This window comes from Fluviicola taffensis DSM 16823 (assembly GCF_000194605.1).
Taxonomy (GTDB): Bacteria; Bacteroidota; Bacteroidia; order Flavobacteriales_D; family Crocinitomicaceae; genus Fluviicola; species Fluviicola taffensis.
Genome location: NC_015321.1, coordinates 22,791 through 40,840, shown reverse-complemented (window position 1 = coordinate 40,840; position 18,050 = coordinate 22,791). Strand labels below are relative to the sequence as shown.

The 18,050-nt window shown below is 35.1% G+C and carries 19 protein-coding genes; 16 read left to right on the top strand and 3 right to left on the bottom strand.

What is annotated here, in order from left to right; translation table 11 throughout:
* Positions 1 to 47 precede the first annotated feature (47 nt).
* The 15 genes from FLUTA_RS00195 (at position 48) to FLUTA_RS00125 (ending at position 13,210) form a co-directional block, all read left to right on the top strand.
* Positions 48 to 911: a hypothetical protein gene (locus tag FLUTA_RS00195; protein WP_013684825.1), complete on the top strand. Its 864-nt coding sequence runs from the start codon at positions 48 to 50 to the stop codon at positions 909 to 911.
* A gap of 10 nt (positions 912 to 921) precedes the next feature.
* On the top strand, positions 922 to 1,392 hold the full coding sequence (locus FLUTA_RS00190) for a hypothetical protein (RefSeq protein WP_013684824.1): 471 nt from the start codon (positions 922 to 924) through the stop codon (positions 1,390 to 1,392).
* A gap of 122 nt (positions 1,393 to 1,514) precedes the next feature.
* Positions 1,515 to 2,522, top strand: a complete 1,008-nt coding sequence (locus tag FLUTA_RS00185) for a DHH family phosphoesterase (protein ID WP_013684823.1) — start codon at positions 1,515 to 1,517, stop codon at positions 2,520 to 2,522.
* Positions 2,519 to 3,031: an FKBP-type peptidyl-prolyl cis-trans isomerase gene (locus FLUTA_RS00180; RefSeq protein WP_013684822.1), complete on the top strand. Its 513-nt coding sequence runs from the start codon at positions 2,519 to 2,521 to the stop codon at positions 3,029 to 3,031. The genes FLUTA_RS00185 and FLUTA_RS00180 overlap by 4 nt, the downstream gene beginning before the upstream one ends.
* Entirely contained in the window at positions 3,028 to 3,900 is an 873-nt protein-coding gene (locus tag FLUTA_RS00175; RefSeq protein ID WP_013684821.1) for an FKBP-type peptidyl-prolyl cis-trans isomerase, read from the top strand. Before FLUTA_RS00180 ends, FLUTA_RS00175 begins: the two co-directional genes overlap by 4 nt.
* Positions 3,901 to 4,083: 183 nt before the next feature.
* A complete protein-coding gene (locus FLUTA_RS20375) occupies positions 4,084 to 5,037 on the top strand; it encodes a M23 family metallopeptidase (RefSeq protein ID WP_013684820.1) in 954 nt (317 codons plus the stop codon).
* An 84-nt stretch (positions 5,038 to 5,121) separates the two neighbouring features.
* Positions 5,122 to 5,937 (top strand): patatin-like phospholipase domain-containing protein, encoded by an 816-nt coding sequence (locus FLUTA_RS00165; RefSeq protein WP_013684819.1) that lies wholly within the window; start codon positions 5,122 to 5,124, stop codon positions 5,935 to 5,937.
* A gap of 203 nt (positions 5,938 to 6,140) precedes the next feature.
* Positions 6,141 to 6,929 carry an outer membrane protein assembly factor BamD gene (locus tag FLUTA_RS00160; protein WP_013684818.1) on the top strand — a complete coding sequence of 263 codons (789 nt, stop codon included), beginning with the start codon at positions 6,141 to 6,143 and terminating at the stop codon, positions 6,927 to 6,929.
* A gap of 22 nt (positions 6,930 to 6,951) precedes the next feature.
* Positions 6,952 to 7,269: a DNA-directed RNA polymerase subunit omega gene (locus FLUTA_RS00155; RefSeq protein WP_013684817.1), complete on the top strand. Its 318-nt coding sequence runs from the start codon at positions 6,952 to 6,954 to the stop codon at positions 7,267 to 7,269.
* 9 nt (positions 7,270 to 7,278) lie between these two features.
* On the top strand, positions 7,279 to 8,481 hold the full coding sequence (gene coaBC / locus FLUTA_RS00150) for a bifunctional phosphopantothenoylcysteine decarboxylase/phosphopantothenate--cysteine ligase CoaBC (protein WP_013684816.1): 1,203 nt from the start codon (positions 7,279 to 7,281) through the stop codon (positions 8,479 to 8,481).
* Entirely contained in the window at positions 8,474 to 9,373 is a 900-nt protein-coding gene (porD, locus tag FLUTA_RS00145) for a type IX secretion system protein PorD (RefSeq protein ID WP_043023535.1), read from the top strand. Before coaBC ends, porD begins: the two co-directional genes overlap by 8 nt.
* A complete protein-coding gene (gene recN, locus FLUTA_RS00140) occupies positions 9,373 to 11,019 on the top strand; it encodes a DNA repair protein RecN (protein ID WP_013684814.1) in 1,647 nt (548 codons plus the stop codon). The genes porD and recN overlap by 1 nt, the downstream gene beginning before the upstream one ends.
* A gap of 85 nt (positions 11,020 to 11,104) precedes the next feature.
* Complete coding sequence (locus tag FLUTA_RS00135) at positions 11,105 to 11,503, top strand: DUF423 domain-containing protein (RefSeq protein ID WP_013684813.1); 399 nt, start codon at positions 11,105 to 11,107, stop codon at positions 11,501 to 11,503.
* Positions 11,503 to 12,276 (top strand): MBL fold metallo-hydrolase, encoded by a 774-nt coding sequence (locus tag FLUTA_RS00130; RefSeq protein WP_013684812.1) that lies wholly within the window; start codon positions 11,503 to 11,505, stop codon positions 12,274 to 12,276. The genes FLUTA_RS00135 and FLUTA_RS00130 overlap by 1 nt, the downstream gene beginning before the upstream one ends.
* A 124-nt stretch (positions 12,277 to 12,400) precedes the next feature.
* Positions 12,401 to 13,210, top strand: a complete 810-nt coding sequence (locus FLUTA_RS00125; RefSeq protein WP_013684811.1) for an enoyl-ACP reductase FabI — start codon at positions 12,401 to 12,403, stop codon at positions 13,208 to 13,210.
* Between the two features lie 60 nt (positions 13,211 to 13,270).
* Here the strand turns inward: FLUTA_RS00125 and FLUTA_RS00120 are convergent, their stop codons facing one another.
* Complete coding sequence (locus FLUTA_RS00120) at positions 13,271 to 14,197, bottom strand: hypothetical protein (protein WP_013684810.1); 927 nt, start codon at positions 14,195 to 14,197, stop codon at positions 13,271 to 13,273.
* Between the two features lie 83 nt (positions 14,198 to 14,280).
* Between FLUTA_RS00120 and FLUTA_RS00115 the strand changes: the two genes are divergently transcribed.
* Positions 14,281 to 15,222, top strand: coding sequence for a hypothetical protein (locus tag FLUTA_RS00115; protein ID WP_013684809.1), 942 nt, complete (start codon positions 14,281 to 14,283; stop codon positions 15,220 to 15,222).
* 19 nt (positions 15,223 to 15,241) lie between these two features.
* Here the strand turns inward: FLUTA_RS00115 and FLUTA_RS00110 are convergent, their stop codons facing one another.
* Positions 15,242 to 16,009: a YdcF family protein gene (locus FLUTA_RS00110; protein ID WP_013684808.1), complete on the bottom strand. Its 768-nt coding sequence runs from the start codon at positions 16,007 to 16,009 to the stop codon at positions 15,242 to 15,244.
* Between the two features lie 89 nt (positions 16,010 to 16,098).
* Positions 16,099 to 18,048 carry a T9SS type B sorting domain-containing protein gene (locus FLUTA_RS00105; protein ID WP_013684807.1) on the bottom strand — a complete coding sequence of 650 codons (1,950 nt, stop codon included), beginning with the start codon at positions 18,046 to 18,048 and terminating at the stop codon, positions 16,099 to 16,101.
* Between the last annotated feature and the right edge of the window lie 2 nt (positions 18,049 to 18,050).

Sequence of the window (18,050 nt, the reverse complement as noted above, 5' to 3'; positions counted from 1 at the left end):
TCTCGTGATTGATTGAAAATTAATAGATTCGCATTAAATACTAGAAAATGAAAAACAAACTAATCTTAGGTGGCGTCTTGTTGATGATGGCATATGCTTGTGGCTCTGGTGAAGAGAAGCAAGAAGTGGCAACTGTCGTAGAGCAAGAAACAGTAGATGCTGCTAACGTAAACTACAATATTCCATCACCGTCTGAGCAATTTGCATTGATTTCAAAGATGGATGCGGTGAAAAACACGAAAATTTTACACGATCCAGCTTTGGCTGATAAATATTCCAATTCAGCTCAAAAAGCATTGAACTTTGGAGTTTACACGGCAGATGTTGCTTATTTGACTTCATTTAACGAAACCAACAAATATTTGAGCTATTTCGGGAAAATGGAGAAATTGGGTTCTGATATTGGTGTTGCGCAAGTTTTCGGAACTGAATTGGGCGAATTGGCTAAAAAATGGGATGGAAATGCAGATTCATTGTTCAAATTGAGTGACGATGTGTACAATCGTACTTTCCAACGTTTAATCGAAATTGATAAAGGAGAAGAACTTTCTTTAATGCTTGTTGGTGGATGGATTGAGTCGATGCATTTGATGATTGGAAGTTCGAAAGGATTTGGTAAATCACCCAAATTAGATCAAGCGCTTGCAGATCAAAAATTAGTTGCTGAAAACTTATTGGAGTTTTTGGTGAGCTACCAAGATAACGCAACAGTTAAAGAATATTCTTCAGCAATTGAAGAAGTAATCAATGCCTTTGAAGATTTGGATTGTAACTCTGGTGAAACGAAAGTTCAAAATACCAATGGGAAATTGACTTTTTCTGGAGGAGAGAGTTGTAAAATGACTCAGAAATGTTTCGATAACTTGTCGAAAAAGATCAAAGAAATCCGTACAAAAATTATTACTGCTTAATATTAGAGATATGAAATTTATTTTAACATCAGCCTTATTATTTGGTTTTGTCTTTAGTTTTGCTCAATGCCCTGCTCCTGAAGCTTTTTTAAAGAAAAAGAAAGAAAAAGACGAGTATAATTTAAACTCTCAATCTCGTGCAGGAGCAATTGCTGCAGATGAGACGTATGAAATGTCGTTTATAGCACATCAAGGATTAGATTATCGTTTGTCAACTGTTCTTGGAGAAGGAAGCGTTGGAACGTTAAACTACGAAATCTATGAAATGGTTGTAGAAAAGAAAGTAGCTGACGGAAAAGAGTCTTTCAAGAAAGTAAAAAAAGTATTGGCTTCTTCAGGAGTAGCTGAAGCTTTAGAATTTACTTCTGATAAAGCGCGCAAAATATTTGTAAATGTTTCTATTACAGGTGGAGATAAAAAGAAACACGGATGTGTTGCGGTAGTTATTGAGACAAAAAGAACTGTAAAAACAGGATTTTAAATCTTATTTTAAATATACTAATAAAAGCCTCGTAAATTTGCGAGGCTTTTCTTTTGGAATAAAAACATCGAGTGGAAAAGGGTTCACATGACCTCTTAAAAATGAATTCATAATTTTATAAAATGCATCAGTTGTCAAAAAAAATACTTGAGCTTGTGGATCAATCTCAATCAATTGTTATTACTTCTCACAAATCTCCAGATGGCGATTCTATTGGAAGTTCGCTGGCGTTGTTTCATGTATTGAAAAAATGGGGGAAACAGGTAGATGTTGTTCATCCTGATCCATCTCCGAGCTTTTTACATTGGGTTCCAGGTCAAGAAACCATTATTGATGTAGAAACGAAGCAAGAACTAGCATTTCAAAAACTTCAGGATGCAGATCTTATTTTCTGTTTGGATTACAACGAACCATCAAGGGTTGGAGATTCCATGAAAAATGCATTGGTAGAATCGAAAGCGAAAAAAGTGATGATTGATCATCATCTTCATCCAGCCGATTTTTGTGAAATTGTCATTTCAGAAACATCGGCTTGTTCTACGTGCGAATTGGTTTATAAATGGATTAAAGATGTAAATCTATTGGATGATTTAGATGAGGTTTCTGGAGCTTGCTTGTATTTGGGAATCATGACAGATACGGGTTCTTTTAGGTTTCCTTCTGTGAGTGCTGAAACGCATGAGATTATTGGCGATTTAATTCGAAGAGGAGTCAAACATTATTTAATCCACGAAGCTGTTTACGATACCAATACAGTTGATAGAATCAAATTGAGGGGATTCGCTTTGTCGGAAAAATTGGTTTGCTTGAATGATATTTCCGTTGCTTTTGCCTCACTTTCAGAATCTGAGTTGAAAAAATACAACTATCAAAAAGGAGATACAGAAGGATTGGTCAATCAGATTTTAGGAATTCAAGGAATTAAAATGGCTGTTTTATTTGTTGAAAAAGATGGAAAAGTCAAGATTTCATTCCGATCAAAAGGCGATTATTTTGTCAATGAACTTGCTAATACACATTTTGAAGGTGGGGGACATGCATATGCTTCTGGAGGGATTTCTTCCGAATCTTTGGAGAAAACAACTGAAAAATTTGTAACATTTGTAAAAGATTTCATTCCTAAAGTATGATAAAAAGAGAATTTATTTTTTGTTTATTGATTCTATGTTCTTGTACTGAAGAAGTAAAACCTCCAAAACCAATTGATTGGAACATGGAGAAATCTTCCAAAATGAATAAGGAATTAGCGATTGAACAAGATTTGGATATTGATTTGTATTTTTCGCAACATGAAAACTGGGACATTGAGGTAACAGGAACTGGTTTGAGAATCGTTATTTTGAAAAAAACAGATGGCGAATTCCCTAAAGCTGGAATGAATGCTCGAACACAATATAGAGTGAGTTTATTAGACGGTACAGAAGTTTATAAAACAGAATCTGATGAAGAAGATGTTTTCTTGATTGATGAGAGTGATTTAGAATCAGGTATTCATGAAGGTATAAAATTGATGAGAGTAGGTGAGAAGGCAAAATTGGTTTTCCCAAGCTATTTAGCGCATGGCTTGGTCGGAGATATGGATAAAATCCCTCCTCTTTCACCTTTAGTTGTTGATATTGAATTAATTGGAATAGAATGAAATTAATAAACTGCATACTTATTGGATTAGTATTATCTGCATGTACTTCAGGAGTTGATACTCCTACGAATAATGGCACGAAAGCTCCATCAACGACTGATCCCGGAAATCAAATGTCTGAAGCTGAAAAGTTAATCGAACCCAAAAAGACAATCGCTGATAAAAAAAGCTTTCCGAATGGTTTGCGAATTCAATGGTTTGAAAAAGGAACAGGTGAAGCGGTAAAAGATGGTTCAGTCTATGAAATTAACTTCAAGACAAGATTGAAAACGGGTGAAATAATTGATGGGAATTACAAGCTTCAACGAGATATGTTGCCTTATTTGGTGGGATATGGAATGCAAACTCCTGGATTTGATATTGCAATGAAAGAATTGCATGTTGGTGACTTTGTAGAGATCTTCATTCCAGGTCAATTAGCGCGTGGTGAAAAAGGGATTCCAGGTATTGTTCCACCCAATTCTCCTAATATTGTCTTTTTGCGTATTGGAAAAGAAATTCCTCCCACAAAAGTTGTTGATGGAGTTCGTGTATGGAAATTGGAAGAAAATCCTGAAATAAAAGATGCTGGAATTACAGCTACATCAAATGTGGCGATTCATTATTTCGTAGGAACAAAATCGAATCCGAGGTATGATAATTCGTATCAAAGAAATACTCCTTTTGCCTTTGGAATGAAAGATGCATCGTTGATTCCAGGTTTGAGAAAAGCAATGATAAATGCTAAGATGTATGACAAATTATATATTTTGGTTCCTGCTTCTGAGGCTTATGGAAGTAAGGGGTATGTAGATTTGGTAAAACCTAATGAAGATCTTTTTTACGATGTAATTGTAATGGATGTGGATGGGAAATCAGTCCAGAAGTAATTAAAAATTAAAAATTAAAAATGCAGAAAAAATAGGTCTCAAAATTTTTGAATTTTGCATTCTAGATTTTGAATTATCAAAGATATGAACTTGTGAATGTTGGAATTAACGTTTTTTGACAGGTGAATTTCCTTATTTTTTTGTTAGTTTTGCAACATCTAAAAAATCCCAAGATATTAAACTATGAATAAGTTTTTTTATTTCTTCCTATTTATTTTATCATTTTCAGGATATTCTCAAACTCCAATTGATACCGTAAACACGGATAAAGGGAAAATGGTACTTTACTCCAATCGAACATGGAAATTTTTACTAGATGAAGAGTTTGATGGGATCATGAATGAGGCATTGTTTAATAGAATCCAAGCTGATACAAATTTAAATTTGATGCAAACGTGGGACAATGATTTGTGCTTTACATCTGAAAGAAACAATGATTTGTCTCGAATGAACGATACGCTGTGGTTGTGTTTGGTAGATGATTTGCATAAAGATTTTGTGGCGCCAGTACCGGGAATAGTGACTTCTCATTACGGATATAGAAAAGGAAGATATCACAACGGTACCGATTTGAATTTACGAACGGGAGACACTGTGAAAGCGGCGTTTTCAGGTCGTGTGAGATATGCAAAATGGAACGATGGTGGTTTTGGTAATTTGGTAATTATTCGTCACCATAACGGATTGGAAACCTTTTACGCTCACCTTTCAAAGCATTTAGTTGCTCCTGATCAGGAGGTGAAAGCGGGTGAACCAATTGGACTTGGAGGAAACACTGGACGTTCTTTTGGTGCGCATTTACACTTTGAAGTTCGTTTTTACGATGTCCCAATGAATCCAGAAGAAGTCATTGATTTTACCAAAAAAGAATTGAAGGATGAAAACTTGCTTGTTCAAAAGAATCTTTTCAGACCAGGTGCGAAACCAAGTGATGAAGAAATTTCTGGTGAATCAATAGCTGCTGTTCAAGCAAGAACAGAAGCAGCAGGCGCTCGAAAATATTATAAAATTAGAAGTGGAGATACACTTTCTCAAATTGCTTCTAAGAGTAACACCACCGTTTCTCGACTGTGTAAATTGAATGGAATACGACCTACGACACTCTTGCAGGTTGGTCGACAAGTACGCGTAAGATGACGACAAACGAATTAAATAATTCGTTTAACTACATTTTATGTTAAAAAATTTGCTTCGTATAAGTGATTGTATTAAATTGCTTTTATGTCGTGCAACTATAGAATTGTTTTAGTAACAGATGGAGGCTCAGATGCTTTACTCGTTCCAATTGTTGGATTGAGTTCCTTGTCTCGTAGAATTCATTCCGTAGATATCGACAAATCTCTTTATAATTGGATTGACTTATTAGTTGCCTCAGGAGACAGCGTTCTATTAGCTAGCCTTTTAGCAAAACAGCAAATTTCGTTGATTGAAGAATTATCCGCTTTGGAAAAATTGCTTCAATATCAAAACAACGGTTACAGCAAAGAAATGGTTTCTCGGCTTTTTGATGAGGAGGACACTTTATTTACACTTCGTAAGCATTTTTTATTCATGACTTATGATGTCGATTCTGATGAGTTATTTCATTTTTCAGATAGCAGGCCTACGCAACAATCAATTAAGCTAGATTCGGTTTTAAAGGCTTGCATGGGGAATCCTAATGAGCAGCAATTTATAAAATTGGGGTATCGTAGATTGATGAATGCAAGTCAATTTGCTCCGAACCCTATTTTGCAAGCCATGCGATATGCCGATTGTTTGTATCAAGAAGATTCTGTAGTGATTGTAAGTATTGGTTCTGGAAAGCATAGAGATGCTGATTTAGAGCAGCAATTTTCAGAGCAAGCTCAATTAGAATTTGAAAAAGAAATTCGCAACCATAAAAAATGGCATTATTTCCGATTTAACCCCGAATTTGAAAGAAGTGATTCGATAGAAGACAAAATTGAAAAGACACGAGTCTATTTCGAAGATGAAGCCCCAGCAATGGATCGATTATTGCGATTAATGGAAATTAAGTCAGGGAGATTTGTTTAAGATGTTCAATAGTTCAATAGTTCAATAGTTCAATAGTTCAATAGTTCAATAGTTCAATAGTTCAATAGTTCAATATATTTTACATAAACACCTTTGAACCCTTTGAACCCTTTGAACCCTTTGAACCTATTTTTTTGTTAAGAATTCTCAAACAATATTTCCTAGAGGTTTTTCGTTATCCAATTTCTCCTATTTTTGTTGATATGAAATGGACTTTCTTAATTCTTACTCTTTTAACGCTAATTAGCTGTAATTCCTATAACCGAATTTTAAAATCGGATGATTACGAAGCAAAATTCAAAGAAGCAAATAAACTTTATGATGAGGGCAAGTACGAGCGCTGTGTAGCTTTGTATGAACAAGTTTATCAGAGAAGTCCGAGAACGCCACAAGGAGAAGTTTCTTTTTATCGTTTAGGAAAAGCATGTTATAATGTAGAGGATTGGTACTTGGCAAGTTATTATTTAAGTGCTTTTCAAGCGAAGTTTCCGTATTCTCCAAAAGTAGAAGAAACGATGTTTTTGGCTGCATTATGTGCAGTTGAGAATAGTCCTGAAGCTTCTTTGGATCAACACGAGACAGATGTAGCGTTGAATGAATTACAAAGTTTTGTTTCGCGTTTTCCAAATTCAGAGCGCTTAGACACATGTAATTTTGTCATGGATAAATTGCGATTAAAATTGGAACATAAAGACTTCATGAATGTCAAACTGTATTCAAAAACGGAAAATTACCGTGCCGCAGTAGTTAGTTCTCAGCAGTTTTTAGATAATTATCCACGATCTTTAAATCGAGAAGATTGCTGGGCTATTTTGATTAGAAATTCCTATCATTTAGCGATTAATAGTATTGATGCGAAATTAGAGGAGAGAATTGACCAAACAATCGAGCGATTTAATATTTTTCTTGTAGAATTCCCAAATTCAAACTATCTTCGCGAATTCGAAGGATATGTTGAGAAAGTAAAAAAGATCAATATTCCAACAAACTAATTAAGTAAATAAAATAGAAGAAATGGGCTTCAAAAACAACAATGCTGAGCGTTCAACTGTAACGCGTGATACAATAGATTTAGAAGAAACAACTGGTAATATCTATGAATCGATTGTAGTATTGTCTAAGAGAGCAAATCAAATTAGCTCTTCGATGAAAGAAGAATTGACTGCAAAATTGCAAGAGTTTGCTTCATCTACGGATAACTTGGAAGAAATTTTTGAAAACCGTGAGCAAATTGAAATCTCTCGCTTTTATGAGAAACTTCCTAAACCAGTTGCGGTTGCAATTGAAGAATTGAAAGAAGGTCAAATTTATACTAGAAAAAACCAAGAGTAATTCACTCATATGTCTTTACTGGGAAAAAAGATTCTGGTTGGTGTAACTGGCGGAATTGCAGCTTATAAAATTGCTTCCTTTGTGAGATTATTAAAGAAACAAGGGGCAGAGGTCAGATGTATGATGACTCCTGCCTCTTCTGATTTTATTACACCTCTAACGCTTTCAACCTTATCAGAATCACCAGTTGCTATTGAATTTTATAATTCTAAAACAGGTGAATGGACTAATCATGTCGAATGGGCTTTATGGGCTGATTTGATGATTTTTGCACCAGTTACTGCGAATTCACTAGCAAAAATGGCTCACGGATTTTCTGACAACTTTCTGCTTGCAACTTATTTAAGTGCCAAATGCCCTGTTTTTGTCGCTCCTGCAATGGATTTGGATATGTATCAGCATCAGACAACCAAAGATAATTTAGAGCGTTTACAATCATTCGGACATCAAATCATACCAGCAGAAAGTGGGTTTTTAGCAAGTGGCTTGGAAGGCCAAGGAAGAATGGCTGAGCCAGAAACTATCTTGCAAGTTCTTGAGGATCATTTTTGCTATGATAAACGATTTGTTGGAAAGAAAGTTTTGGTTACCGCTGGTCCAACCTATGAAGCATTAGATCCTGTAAGGTTTATTGGAAATCATTCCTCAGGGAAAATGGGATTTGCATTGGCTGAAGCAGTTGCTGCATTAGGTGGAGATGTTGTTTTAATTACTGGTCCAACCAATCAAAAAGTAAAACACAAGCAGATTCAAGTGATTCCTGTTGTGTCAGCGAATGACATGTTGGAGAGTGTTCAAAAAAACTGGAGCCAAATGGATATGGGAATTTTTGCTGCAGCAGTGGCAGATTATCGACCAGCTCATTCAGAAACTCAAAAAATTAAAAAAACACAGGATCAGTTGGAAATTATTCTCGAGAAGAATCCCGATATTTTATCATGGGCTTCAGCGAATAAAACAGATCAAAAAGTTGTTGGGTTTGCTTTAGAAACTCAAAATGGCATAGAATATGCTCAAAATAAGCTTGAGAAGAAACAACTAGATGCAATTGTTTTGAATGAAATTGGAGAACCAGGAGTTGGATTTGGGACTGACACAAATTCGGTGAAATTGATTTTTAAAAACAATAAATTGCGTAGCTTTGAGTTACAATCTAAAGAACAACTCGCATTCTCTTTGTTGAATGAATTGATGACAAATTTGTATGAATAAAATTATAACAGGTATTTTCTTGATGCTTCTTTTTAGAGGCTATTCGCAGGAATTGAACTGCCAAGTAACCATTATTACGAATATTAAAACAGAGGTTACTTCTGCAGAAAAGGAATTGTTTGAGCAAATTAAGCAGGTTGTCACTGATTTGATGAATAACACGAAATGGACTGACGAAAAGTTCAAAGTAGAGGAACGCATTAATTGCCAGCTTCAATTGCAAATAAACTCAATCAACAACGGAGAGTTTAGTGGAGCGATTCAAGTTCAATCCAGTAGACCAGTTTACAATGGTTCATATAATACGACTTTGTTTAATTTTCAAGACGATAATCTAGATTTTACATACACCAGAAATACAGTGATTCTTTATGCCAAGAATCAATTTAGAGACAATTTATCTTCTGTTTTAGCATTTTATGCGTATTACATGATTGGTTTAGATTTTGATTCTTTTTCAAAACAAGGTGGAACGAAGTATTTTCAAGAGGCTCAGCAAATTGTTACGAATGCACAAACAGCTTCAGGGAAAGGCTGGAAATCTAATGAGCAAGGAAAGAAGAATCGTTACTGGTTAGTGGAGAATCAATTGCAGCAATTGTTTGAACCATTAAGAGAATGTTCGTATGAATACCACCGATTAGGAATGGATCACATGTATGACAAACCTGAAGATGCGAAAAAAGCAATCTACAACGCTTTGGATAAATTGTCAAAAGTTTCTGCAGCAAGGCCAAATACGATTAACATCATCAATTTCGCTTACTGTAAGTTGAATGAATTGAAGAATTTATATGCTACTGCTAAACAGGAAGAGAAAACCCAGATCGTTGCCGTATTAAAAAAGATAGATCCTACGAATTCAACGAAGTACGAAGAAATTTTGAACTAATGTTGAAATCCCTATCTGTTCAAAATTTCGCTTTAATTGAACATGTTTCGCTTCAATTTCACGATGGTTTACATGTCATAACTGGTGAAACAGGATCTGGAAAGTCGATCTTATTGGGAGCGTTAAATCTTATTTTAGGCGAACGCTCAGATTTTTCAGTCATTCGGAATCCAGAGAAAAAAACGGTAGTTGAAGCTGTTTTTGATTTGAATGAGTCTTTCAAGAATTGGTTTATCCAAGAAGATATTGATTGGGAAAGTGAAACCGTTATTCGAAGGGAAATTACTAGTCAAGGAAAATCGCGCTCATTTATCAATGACACTCCTGTTCAATTAACTCAATTGAAAGAATTAACAGAGCAGCTAGTTTATATTCATTCGCAGCATGAGACTTTAGAGATTAAGAAGAGTAAATTTCAGTTTGATTTATTGGATTCTTTCGGCGATTGTTTGGAGTTGGCTCAAGAAGTTTCTGTAAATTATCAAAAAATTCAACGACTTAAAGGAGAACGAAATCAACTTGCTTCTGCTCAAACAAATCATTTGCAGGAGCTAGACTATATTCAATTTCAGTTGAATGAAATTCGAGGATTGGATTTGGAATCGGTGAATTACGAGCAATTGGAACAAGATTTCAATAAATTGTCTCAATTGGATAATTTGAAAGAAGCATATTCTTCCGTTATCAATGCCATCGATCAAGATTCTGGTGCTTTAGATTTGCTAAGACGTGTGAAAATCCATATTGATAAATGGAAAAATGCAGATCAGGATTTGAATACCATTTCGGAAAGATTTCAAGCAATAATTGTAGAGTTGAGCGATATTTCGAAGGATTCTGATAGGCAATTGAATCAATTGGAAAGCGATCCTGAGGCTTTATTTCGTTTGACAGAATCTTTGGATAATTTCAACAAAATAGTTAAGAAACACCAATTGGCAACTCAAGATGAATTGGTTGCTTTTCGTGATAAATTGGATCTTCGAATCAATGAATTGAATTTTTCAGATGAACGAATCAATGAATTGACTATTGAAATCGAGAAAAATGAGATTGCCTTGCGCGAAATTTCGACTAAACTTTTCGAAAAAAGAAAGTTGAAGATTCCTCAATTGGAAAAATACCTTCTTGCCATTTTATCTGAATTGAAAATGGAACATTCGCAATTTAAAATGAATCTCAATCAGGTAGAAAAATTGGATGCGAACGGAGGAATGACGATTCAAATTCTGTTTTCGGCGAATAAGGGCTTGGAATTAAAACCAATTGAGAAAGCGGCGAGTGGAGGTGAGTTGTCTCGTGTTATGCTAGCTATACAGTTGATTATGAGTGAGAAAAAATCTCTCCCAACATTGATTTTGGATGAGATTGATACAGGAGTATCTGGGGAAGTTGCCTTAAGAATGGGGAAATTGTTGAAACAAATGGGGGAAAACCTGCAAGTATTTGCAATTACTCATTTACCACAAGTAGCGGCAAAAGGAGACTATCATTTCGAAGTTTCTAAATCACATGAAAATAGTCAAACAATTTCGCAAATTAAGGAGTTAAGCAAAACAGAGCGAATCGAATCCTTGGCTAAATTAATCTCTGGAGAACAAGTGACCGATTTGGCACGTTCTTCTGCTATTGAATTGATGAACTAACAATCAGCCAAAATTCAAAAGTTTTAAACGCTTAATGCATTTTTGAATTTTTCATTTCTAATTTTGAATTTTCTTCTATCTTTAGATGATGGAGAAGAAATGGATAGTAAGTGGCCTTGTAATAATCATTTTAGCAATTATTTTAGGCGCATTTGGAGCTCATGGACTGAAAAATGTAACTTCGGATGAAGATATACTTGCTGCTTTTGATACAGCTACCAAATACCAGTTCTTTCAAGGTTTAGGTTTTCTAATCATCCCATTTATTGCAACCCGGTTTTCTATTTCAGCCAAAGCTATTTTTTGGTTGATGATTTTTGGCACAGTATTTTTTTCTGGAAGTATTTATGGATTAACTTATTCGAAAATCCATACAGGTGGATCTTTATCGAAAGTTTTTGGTCCAATAACTCCAATTGGGGGACTTTTAATGATTCTCGGTTGGACTTTATTGTTAATACAAGTAATTCGGTCTCGTAATTAATGAAGTTTTCAGCAACGATATTAGGTTCAGGTACGTCTCAGGGAATTCCAGTAATTGCTTGTGATTGTCATGTTTGTACTTCTCAAAAAGTGGAGGATAATCGATTGCGTTGTTCTGTTTTGTTGGAAATCGAAGGAAAGAATTACGTCATTGATGCTGGTCCAGATTTTAGACAACAAATGCTGAAATTTCAAGTGAAAAATTTGGAAGCAGTTTTGTTTACGCATGAACACAAAGATCACATGGCTGGATTAGATGACGTGAGAGCATTTAATTTTAAAGAATCGAGGGATATGGACATTTACTGTACAAAAGCCGTTGAGGAAGCTTTGAGACGTGAATATCATTATGCTTTTGAGGAAGACAAATATCCAGGAATTCCGCAGTTGAATATTATTACGATTGAAAACGAGCCATTTAGGCTTTCCAATACAATTCCGATTGTTCCAGTTGAAGTGATGCATTATTTTATGCCGGTTCTTGGATTTAGAATTGGAGACTTTGCCTATATTACTGATGCTAAAACGGTTTCTGCGAAGGAAATAGAAAAGTTAAAAGGAGTGAAGGTCTTAATTGTGAATGCTTTGCGAAAAGAACCACATATTTCACATTTCAATTTGGAAGAAGCCTTGCATTTTATTCAGGAAGTGAAACCTGAAAAAGCTTATTTGACACACATTTCTCATTTGTTTGGAACACATGCCGAAATTGAAAGTGAACTTCCAGAAAACGTCTTTGCTGCTTACGATGGATTGAAGTTTGACTTTGAATAGAAAACCGATTCTTCAGAAATTTGACGGAATGATTTTCATTTAGTGCCGTTTGTCTAATTCTGCATTGAAATATTCCTTGTCGATATGAAATTAAATTCTAAATTTGTCCCCAAATCAAATGATTATGTCAAAATTACTAGAAGGAAAACGTGGAATCATTACTGGAGCTTTAGATCAAAACTCTATTGCTTGGAAAGTTGCTGAAAAAGCACATGAACACGGTGCAACTTTTGTACTAACGAATGCTCCAATTGCAATGCGAATGGGAGAAATCAACGAACTAGCTGCGAAAACTAATTCAAAAATTATTCCAGCTGATGCTACTAGTACTGAAGAATTGCAAAAACTTTTTACAGAAGCTCAAGAGATTTTAGGGGGTAAAATTGATTTTGTACTTCATTCAATTGGAATGAGTGTTAATATTCGCAAGAATATCCCATATCAAGATTTGAACTACGATTTTTTCCAAAAAGGAATTGATGTTTCTGCTTTGTCTTTGCATAAAATGCTTTCTGTTGCTAAGAATATGGATGCAATCAATGAGTGGGGAAGTGTAGTTGCTTTGACTTACGCTGCGGCGCAAAGAACGTATCCATTCTATACAGATATGGCTGACATTAAAGCAATGTTAGAATCAATCGCGAGAAGTTTTGGATATCATTATGGATTGGAGAAGAAAGTAAGAATCAATACTGTTTCTCAATCTCCAACTAAAACAACTGCAGGGTCAGGAATTAAAGGATTTGGTGATTTCTATGATTATGCTGATGCAATTGCTCCATTAGGAAACGCAAGTGCAGAAGATTGTGCAAATTATTGTATTTCACTATTCTCTGATTTAACAAGAATGGTTACCATGCAGAATTTGTTCCATGATGGTGGATATTCCACAACTGGAGTAAGTGATGTAATTATGAAAAAATTCGGAATCTAATTCGAAAAATATATTGTAAACCAAGAAGGGGCGTAAAATTTTACGCCCCTTCTTGGTTTTTTATCCACCCCAGTCACAATTTTGTTCTGGATCTGAACAATTGAATTGCAATGCAGGATCTTCCTGATCTTTTTCGATTACCTTTCGAAGTCCAGTTATTTCTATGATTTCTTTTGGCAATAGAATCTTCGATTTGATGATTCGATTGATTTCGGATAAAACGGCTTCTTTTGAAAACATATAAATGCGGTGTTTCATTGTTTCAATAACACTTTCACGAATTGCTAGAATGTCTGTTTTAAAGAGATCACTTTTTTGAAGACTTTTGAAAGATGATTCCATAAAATTAAAAATTGCACTATCTCCAAGCAATGAACCGCCGCCATAATCCCATGTGCGTTCGAAAAAAGTCAACCATTGTGGATCAAGTCTTCCAGATTCTCCTTCAGCCGCAATTTTAAGTTTAATAAACTCGTCATCTGCATTTCCTTTGGTGAATTTCGCCAATTTTTGAAGGTCTAAAAAATGATAGTTCATAACGAATTCAGTGCATTCAGCTTCACAAGAAGATCTGAGAGCAAACGATTTGTCAATGAATTTCATCGCTTCCATGGCATTGTATCCATTATCTGGAAATTTCCGATAAACGTCTTTTTCGATTGCATCAAAGAGTTTTCTTCCAGTGTGATATACGCGTGCAAAATCAAAATCTGTTTGTACTGTTGCAAAGTTATTATTGAATAAAATGATGTCATCTATCGTTTTTTGATTCACTAATTGCTTCAATTTTTGAATTTGAGTAGCACTCAACTCTTTTACCAACGGGTTTCTTTCTAAGGTATCACCAATTGAATCAGTTTTCGGTTTTAGATCCGAGAGTTCTGTTTTATCAGTAATTTTATTTGTTGCTTCTTTTTCATCTGGATTGGAATTCGTACAAGCAGCTACTGGTAAGCCAATTAAAATAGAGAGTAAATACTTCTTCATAAGATTAATCGTTATCTTCATTCTAAAATTACATTAATTTTAATTTCGCATCATAAAAGATTCATTGAATCGTTAGAATAAGAATGAATAGTTCTAAAGCACATTTCAAAATTCTCGTCATAACTTGCTTTTGCATTGCAATTAGTTTTCCATCTTTTGGATCGCCTAAAAAACAAGAGTTTTTTATTCTAGATTCATGGGTAAGCGGATTTATAGCTGGTTTAGCAAAGAATAAGGAAGAGCGATGGAAAAGTGCATTTAAACGAGCTAATTTGAACGCGAAAAACGATTTGAGAATTTGGGGAGGTTTATTTGTCACAGATTCAAATTCAACGAATGGAAAACGATTTTTAGAATTAGGTTCTCGTTTCACATATCAAGGGCCACAAACAGGAATTGGTTTTTTTATGTCTCATTTTTACAATACAGTTTTATGTCGGGTAAATACGGTTAGTCATCCCAATGGAAGTACTTTATTGAATATGAATGTTGCTTGGACGGGGATTTGTTTTGGAAATTATATTTTAGCAAAAAAAGCTAGTGATCCAGATCCGAATAATCGCATTTTTCAGCACGAGTATGGACACTATTTGCAAAGTAAAAGAATGGGAATGGCTTATTTAGTACGTGTTGGATTGCCTGCTATTATGAGTACCGGAATCCACGATGAACATCCTGTTGAAGTAGATTGTAACCGTGAAGCCTTTATCTATTTTAATAGAATTGATCCAAATTTCCAAAATGATTCTGCCTTTTTTGATAAGAAAGGGTGGGATTTTCTATACAATCCATTTCCGGATACGATAGGAGTGAAAGTCGTATCAGGAAAAACATCTTTTCAATATTTGAACTACAAAGATAGTGCTGATTTACAAAAAATAAACTTGTTGAAAGTGAAGGCTAAATGGTTGGATTATGTGGGATGGTTTGCTTTTCCAGCGCCTTTAATTATTGGAGTTTGTAATTCATCTGTTTACAATGAAAATCAAGAAATAGAAGAACTCAAAAGAAAAGCGAGTCATTGAGTTGGTTTTTAACTCAGGATTATATTTTTCCAGTCATATCATAGGCAATATAGCCAATCATTTCTTTCAGTAAACTATGCCAATCGCTCATAGTGCTTACATCTGGAATAATGAGTTCGTCAAATGTGAAAGAGCGATTAGGACCAGTGAACAAATCGGTAGAATAGGTGTCGCACTTCAGTCCCAATTTATTAAAACAAGCTCTAGCTCGCCTCATGTGTCTTCCAGAAGTGACTAATAAAATGGCATTCGAATTCGGAAAAAGACGATTTACAATTTTTTGAGATTCAACGGCATTTTCATACGTGTTTTTTGATTTTGTTTCAGTAATAATCACATGTTCTGGGATTCCCCATTTCACAAGTATTTCTTTTAATTGTGTAGCTTCATGCAATCCTTTATCTATTAGGTATCCGTGATCGCCACTAATTAAAATACGATCAATTTTTCCCGCTTTATACAAGGAAATCGTTTGCCAAATCCGATCAATTCCTCTTCTTGCACTTAGAACTTGTAAATCATTGTTGTATTCTGCCATTCCTGTAAGAACGATCGCAACATCATAGTGTTTTACTTGGGATATTGGGGTTCCAAAAATTTCCCATTGTCTGCAGAATTCTTTATATATGAAAGTGTTGCTGAAAAATAAAGCAATAAAAATAGCAGCATATTTTGCTCTTTTAGCACGAACAGTTTTTTTTGAAAACAAAGCAAAATAGATTGCAATCAATAACCAAGTATAAGGACTCAGTGTAAAAAGCAATATTTTAGAAAGGATAAAAAACATCAAGGAAATTTGAACAAAATTTGATTCTTCAAAAATAAAAAAAAGCGTCTATCAACCGACAGACGCTTTTCAAAAATATGTAGTGCAAATTAACGTACCAAGTGAACAAATGTTTGTCCTTCGTAAATTTTGTCTGCTTTGATATTTGTGATTTTGAAGGTTACAAAGAATACTCCATCATCAGCAAGGGTTGAATTAATCTTCCCATCCCATTTCGGATTCAGTCCAGAACCTTGATAAACTAGATTCCCCCAACGGTTTACAATTGTAAATTCGATATTTGAATAATTAATCGCCTCAATTTCGAAATAATCATTGTTTGAATCTCCATTTGGAGTGAAGATGTTTGGAACATTATAAACTGGTTGAGGGTAATTACACGATCCATCGTTTGCAACGGCTGTTGGATCATAATTTTCTGCTAATGGATCTGTACAACCACATATTTGAACGGAAACACTTATGTAAGTAGTATCTGAACAATTTGTTGCATCATAAGCAACTAACATGATTTGAGCATCCGAAGAATATGTATGTGTCTGAGAACTTAAATCATTCGTTGTAACAGATGTTCCGTCTCCAAAAGTCCACAAGTAATGAGTTGCATTTTGGCTATTATTTTGAAAAACAACATCAAAAGGATCACAACCAGCAAGTGGGTTTGCGCTAATTACAGCCATTGGTGGATTTTTGGGCTCAACTTGAACACTGTCATAATCAGTACAAACATTATCTGTAACTAGAAAATAGTACCATCCTGGAGAGCGATTTGTCCAAACAGTTGAGTTAATGAAACTAGGATTTGTTGCTCCTGGTCCATTCCAATGATAAATAGGTTGAGTTGGGATTGTTGTTTGACCAGATACATAAGCTACAACTGCTCCGTCATTGTTACAAGAACTTGCATTGTAAGGGACTAAAGAATCAATGTTTAGTAGCTTATTGACGATTAAGATAACACTATCTTGTCGATTGAATCCACATCCATCAGCAATTGTTACATGATAAGTGATAGTATCGTGTTCTGCTCCACCAGTAGGCAATGCCTGAGGATTATTGGTACTTGGAATATCTGTCCAGTTTACAGTATATGGAGGAATTGCTCCTGTAATATTTGTTGCTTGTACAGAAGGGTTTGTTGTAGGACAATAAGAATAAGCGTAGTCTTGTAAGTTATAGCTTAAATTATCATCATAAACATGGATCGTAATAGGAGCAGAAGAACATTGGTATACACCATTTGTGTCATAAACAGCAATCGTAAAGGTTGAATCTGATCCAGGCGCTCCTGATATAAGAGTATTAGAATCCCCTGTTAAGCCATTACTCCATACTAAATCAACGTTGTCAGAACAGCTTCCTCCCATAGCATTAATCACAATATTATCTAATCCCCAGTTATCATAACCATTTCCTGATGTGTTTTGCTGAAACCATCTGAATCTTGTATTGGTAGTGTTTGCTGCTGGAGGAATAGGAACTGTATATGACCCCCAACTAGACATTGATGTCGTACCTGAAGCTCCAGGAGTTGTAGCTGTAGGTATACTCGTTAAGACTGTCCCATTCCAAGTATAATAAACAATTGTTGTCCATGTTCCACCATTATTTGTACTGTATTGTAAAGCAACGCCTTCATTCCATTGATCAAGTTGCTCACAAGGTGATGTAAAGGTATTCGCATAAATCATTTCAAATGTAACATATCCACCTGGACAGTGAATATCAAATGAAGCAGTGGTGATAGCTGGAGTAGATGAAGTTGTCGAAGCCCAATAAAAAGCAGTTCCATCAGGTGAAGCAGGAGCGCACGGAGGTGCAAATCCAAGACCTCCGCTAGTTGTCCAACCTGCAGGAATGGAACTCGTATTAAAATTAAATGATTGATTGGAATTCAAAAGAGATGCCATTGCTGTTACAGATACAGGAGAACCTGGACAAACAGTGGTGTCCATTGGAGTTACAGTAATAAAACAGTTTTGGCTAAATAACTGGCTCGAAGTAACGAGAATTGAAATAAATAGTACTAATTTTCTCATGG

What these genes read in the sequence shown, in the direction of transcription:
- FLUTA_RS20375 (WP_013684820.1), top strand. Translation starts at nt 4,084, where the DNA reads ATGAATAAGTTTTTTTATTTCTTCCTATTTATTTTATCATTTTCAGGA.
- FLUTA_RS00185 (WP_013684823.1), top strand. Translation starts at nt 1,515, where the DNA reads ATGCATCAGTTGTCAAAAAAAATACTTGAGCTTGTGGATCAATCTCAA.
- FLUTA_RS00130 (WP_013684812.1), top strand. Translation starts at nt 11,503, where the DNA reads ATGAAGTTTTCAGCAACGATATTAGGTTCAGGTACGTCTCAGGGAATT.
- FLUTA_RS00190 (WP_013684824.1), top strand. Translation starts at nt 922, where the DNA reads ATGAAATTTATTTTAACATCAGCCTTATTATTTGGTTTTGTCTTTAGT.
- FLUTA_RS00195 (WP_013684825.1), top strand. Translation starts at nt 48, where the DNA reads ATGAAAAACAAACTAATCTTAGGTGGCGTCTTGTTGATGATGGCATAT.
- FLUTA_RS00105 (WP_013684807.1), bottom strand. Translation starts at nt 18,048, where the DNA reads ATGAGAAAATTAGTACTATTTATTTCAATTCTCGTTACTTCGAGCCAG.
- FLUTA_RS00120 (WP_013684810.1), bottom strand. Translation starts at nt 14,197, where the DNA reads ATGAAGAAGTATTTACTCTCTATTTTAATTGGCTTACCAGTAGCTGCT.
- FLUTA_RS00115 (WP_013684809.1), top strand. Translation starts at nt 14,281, where the DNA reads ATGAATAGTTCTAAAGCACATTTCAAAATTCTCGTCATAACTTGCTTT.
- FLUTA_RS00125 (WP_013684811.1), top strand. Translation starts at nt 12,401, where the DNA reads ATGTCAAAATTACTAGAAGGAAAACGTGGAATCATTACTGGAGCTTTA.
- coaBC (WP_013684816.1), top strand. Translation starts at nt 7,279, where the DNA reads ATGTCTTTACTGGGAAAAAAGATTCTGGTTGGTGTAACTGGCGGAATT.
- recN (WP_013684814.1), top strand. Translation starts at nt 9,373, where the DNA reads ATGTTGAAATCCCTATCTGTTCAAAATTTCGCTTTAATTGAACATGTT.
- porD (WP_043023535.1), top strand. Translation starts at nt 8,474, where the DNA reads ATGAATAAAATTATAACAGGTATTTTCTTGATGCTTCTTTTTAGAGGC.
- FLUTA_RS00180 (WP_013684822.1), top strand. Translation starts at nt 2,519, where the DNA reads ATGATAAAAAGAGAATTTATTTTTTGTTTATTGATTCTATGTTCTTGT.
- FLUTA_RS00160 (WP_013684818.1), top strand. Translation starts at nt 6,141, where the DNA reads ATGAAATGGACTTTCTTAATTCTTACTCTTTTAACGCTAATTAGCTGT.
- FLUTA_RS00135 (WP_013684813.1), top strand. Translation starts at nt 11,105, where the DNA reads ATGATGGAGAAGAAATGGATAGTAAGTGGCCTTGTAATAATCATTTTA.
- FLUTA_RS00175 (WP_013684821.1), top strand. Translation starts at nt 3,028, where the DNA reads ATGAAATTAATAAACTGCATACTTATTGGATTAGTATTATCTGCATGT.
- FLUTA_RS00155 (WP_013684817.1), top strand. Translation starts at nt 6,952, where the DNA reads ATGGGCTTCAAAAACAACAATGCTGAGCGTTCAACTGTAACGCGTGAT.
- FLUTA_RS00165 (WP_013684819.1), top strand. Translation starts at nt 5,122, where the DNA reads ATGTCGTGCAACTATAGAATTGTTTTAGTAACAGATGGAGGCTCAGAT.
- FLUTA_RS00110 (WP_013684808.1), bottom strand. Translation starts at nt 16,009, where the DNA reads ATGTTTTTTATCCTTTCTAAAATATTGCTTTTTACACTGAGTCCTTAT.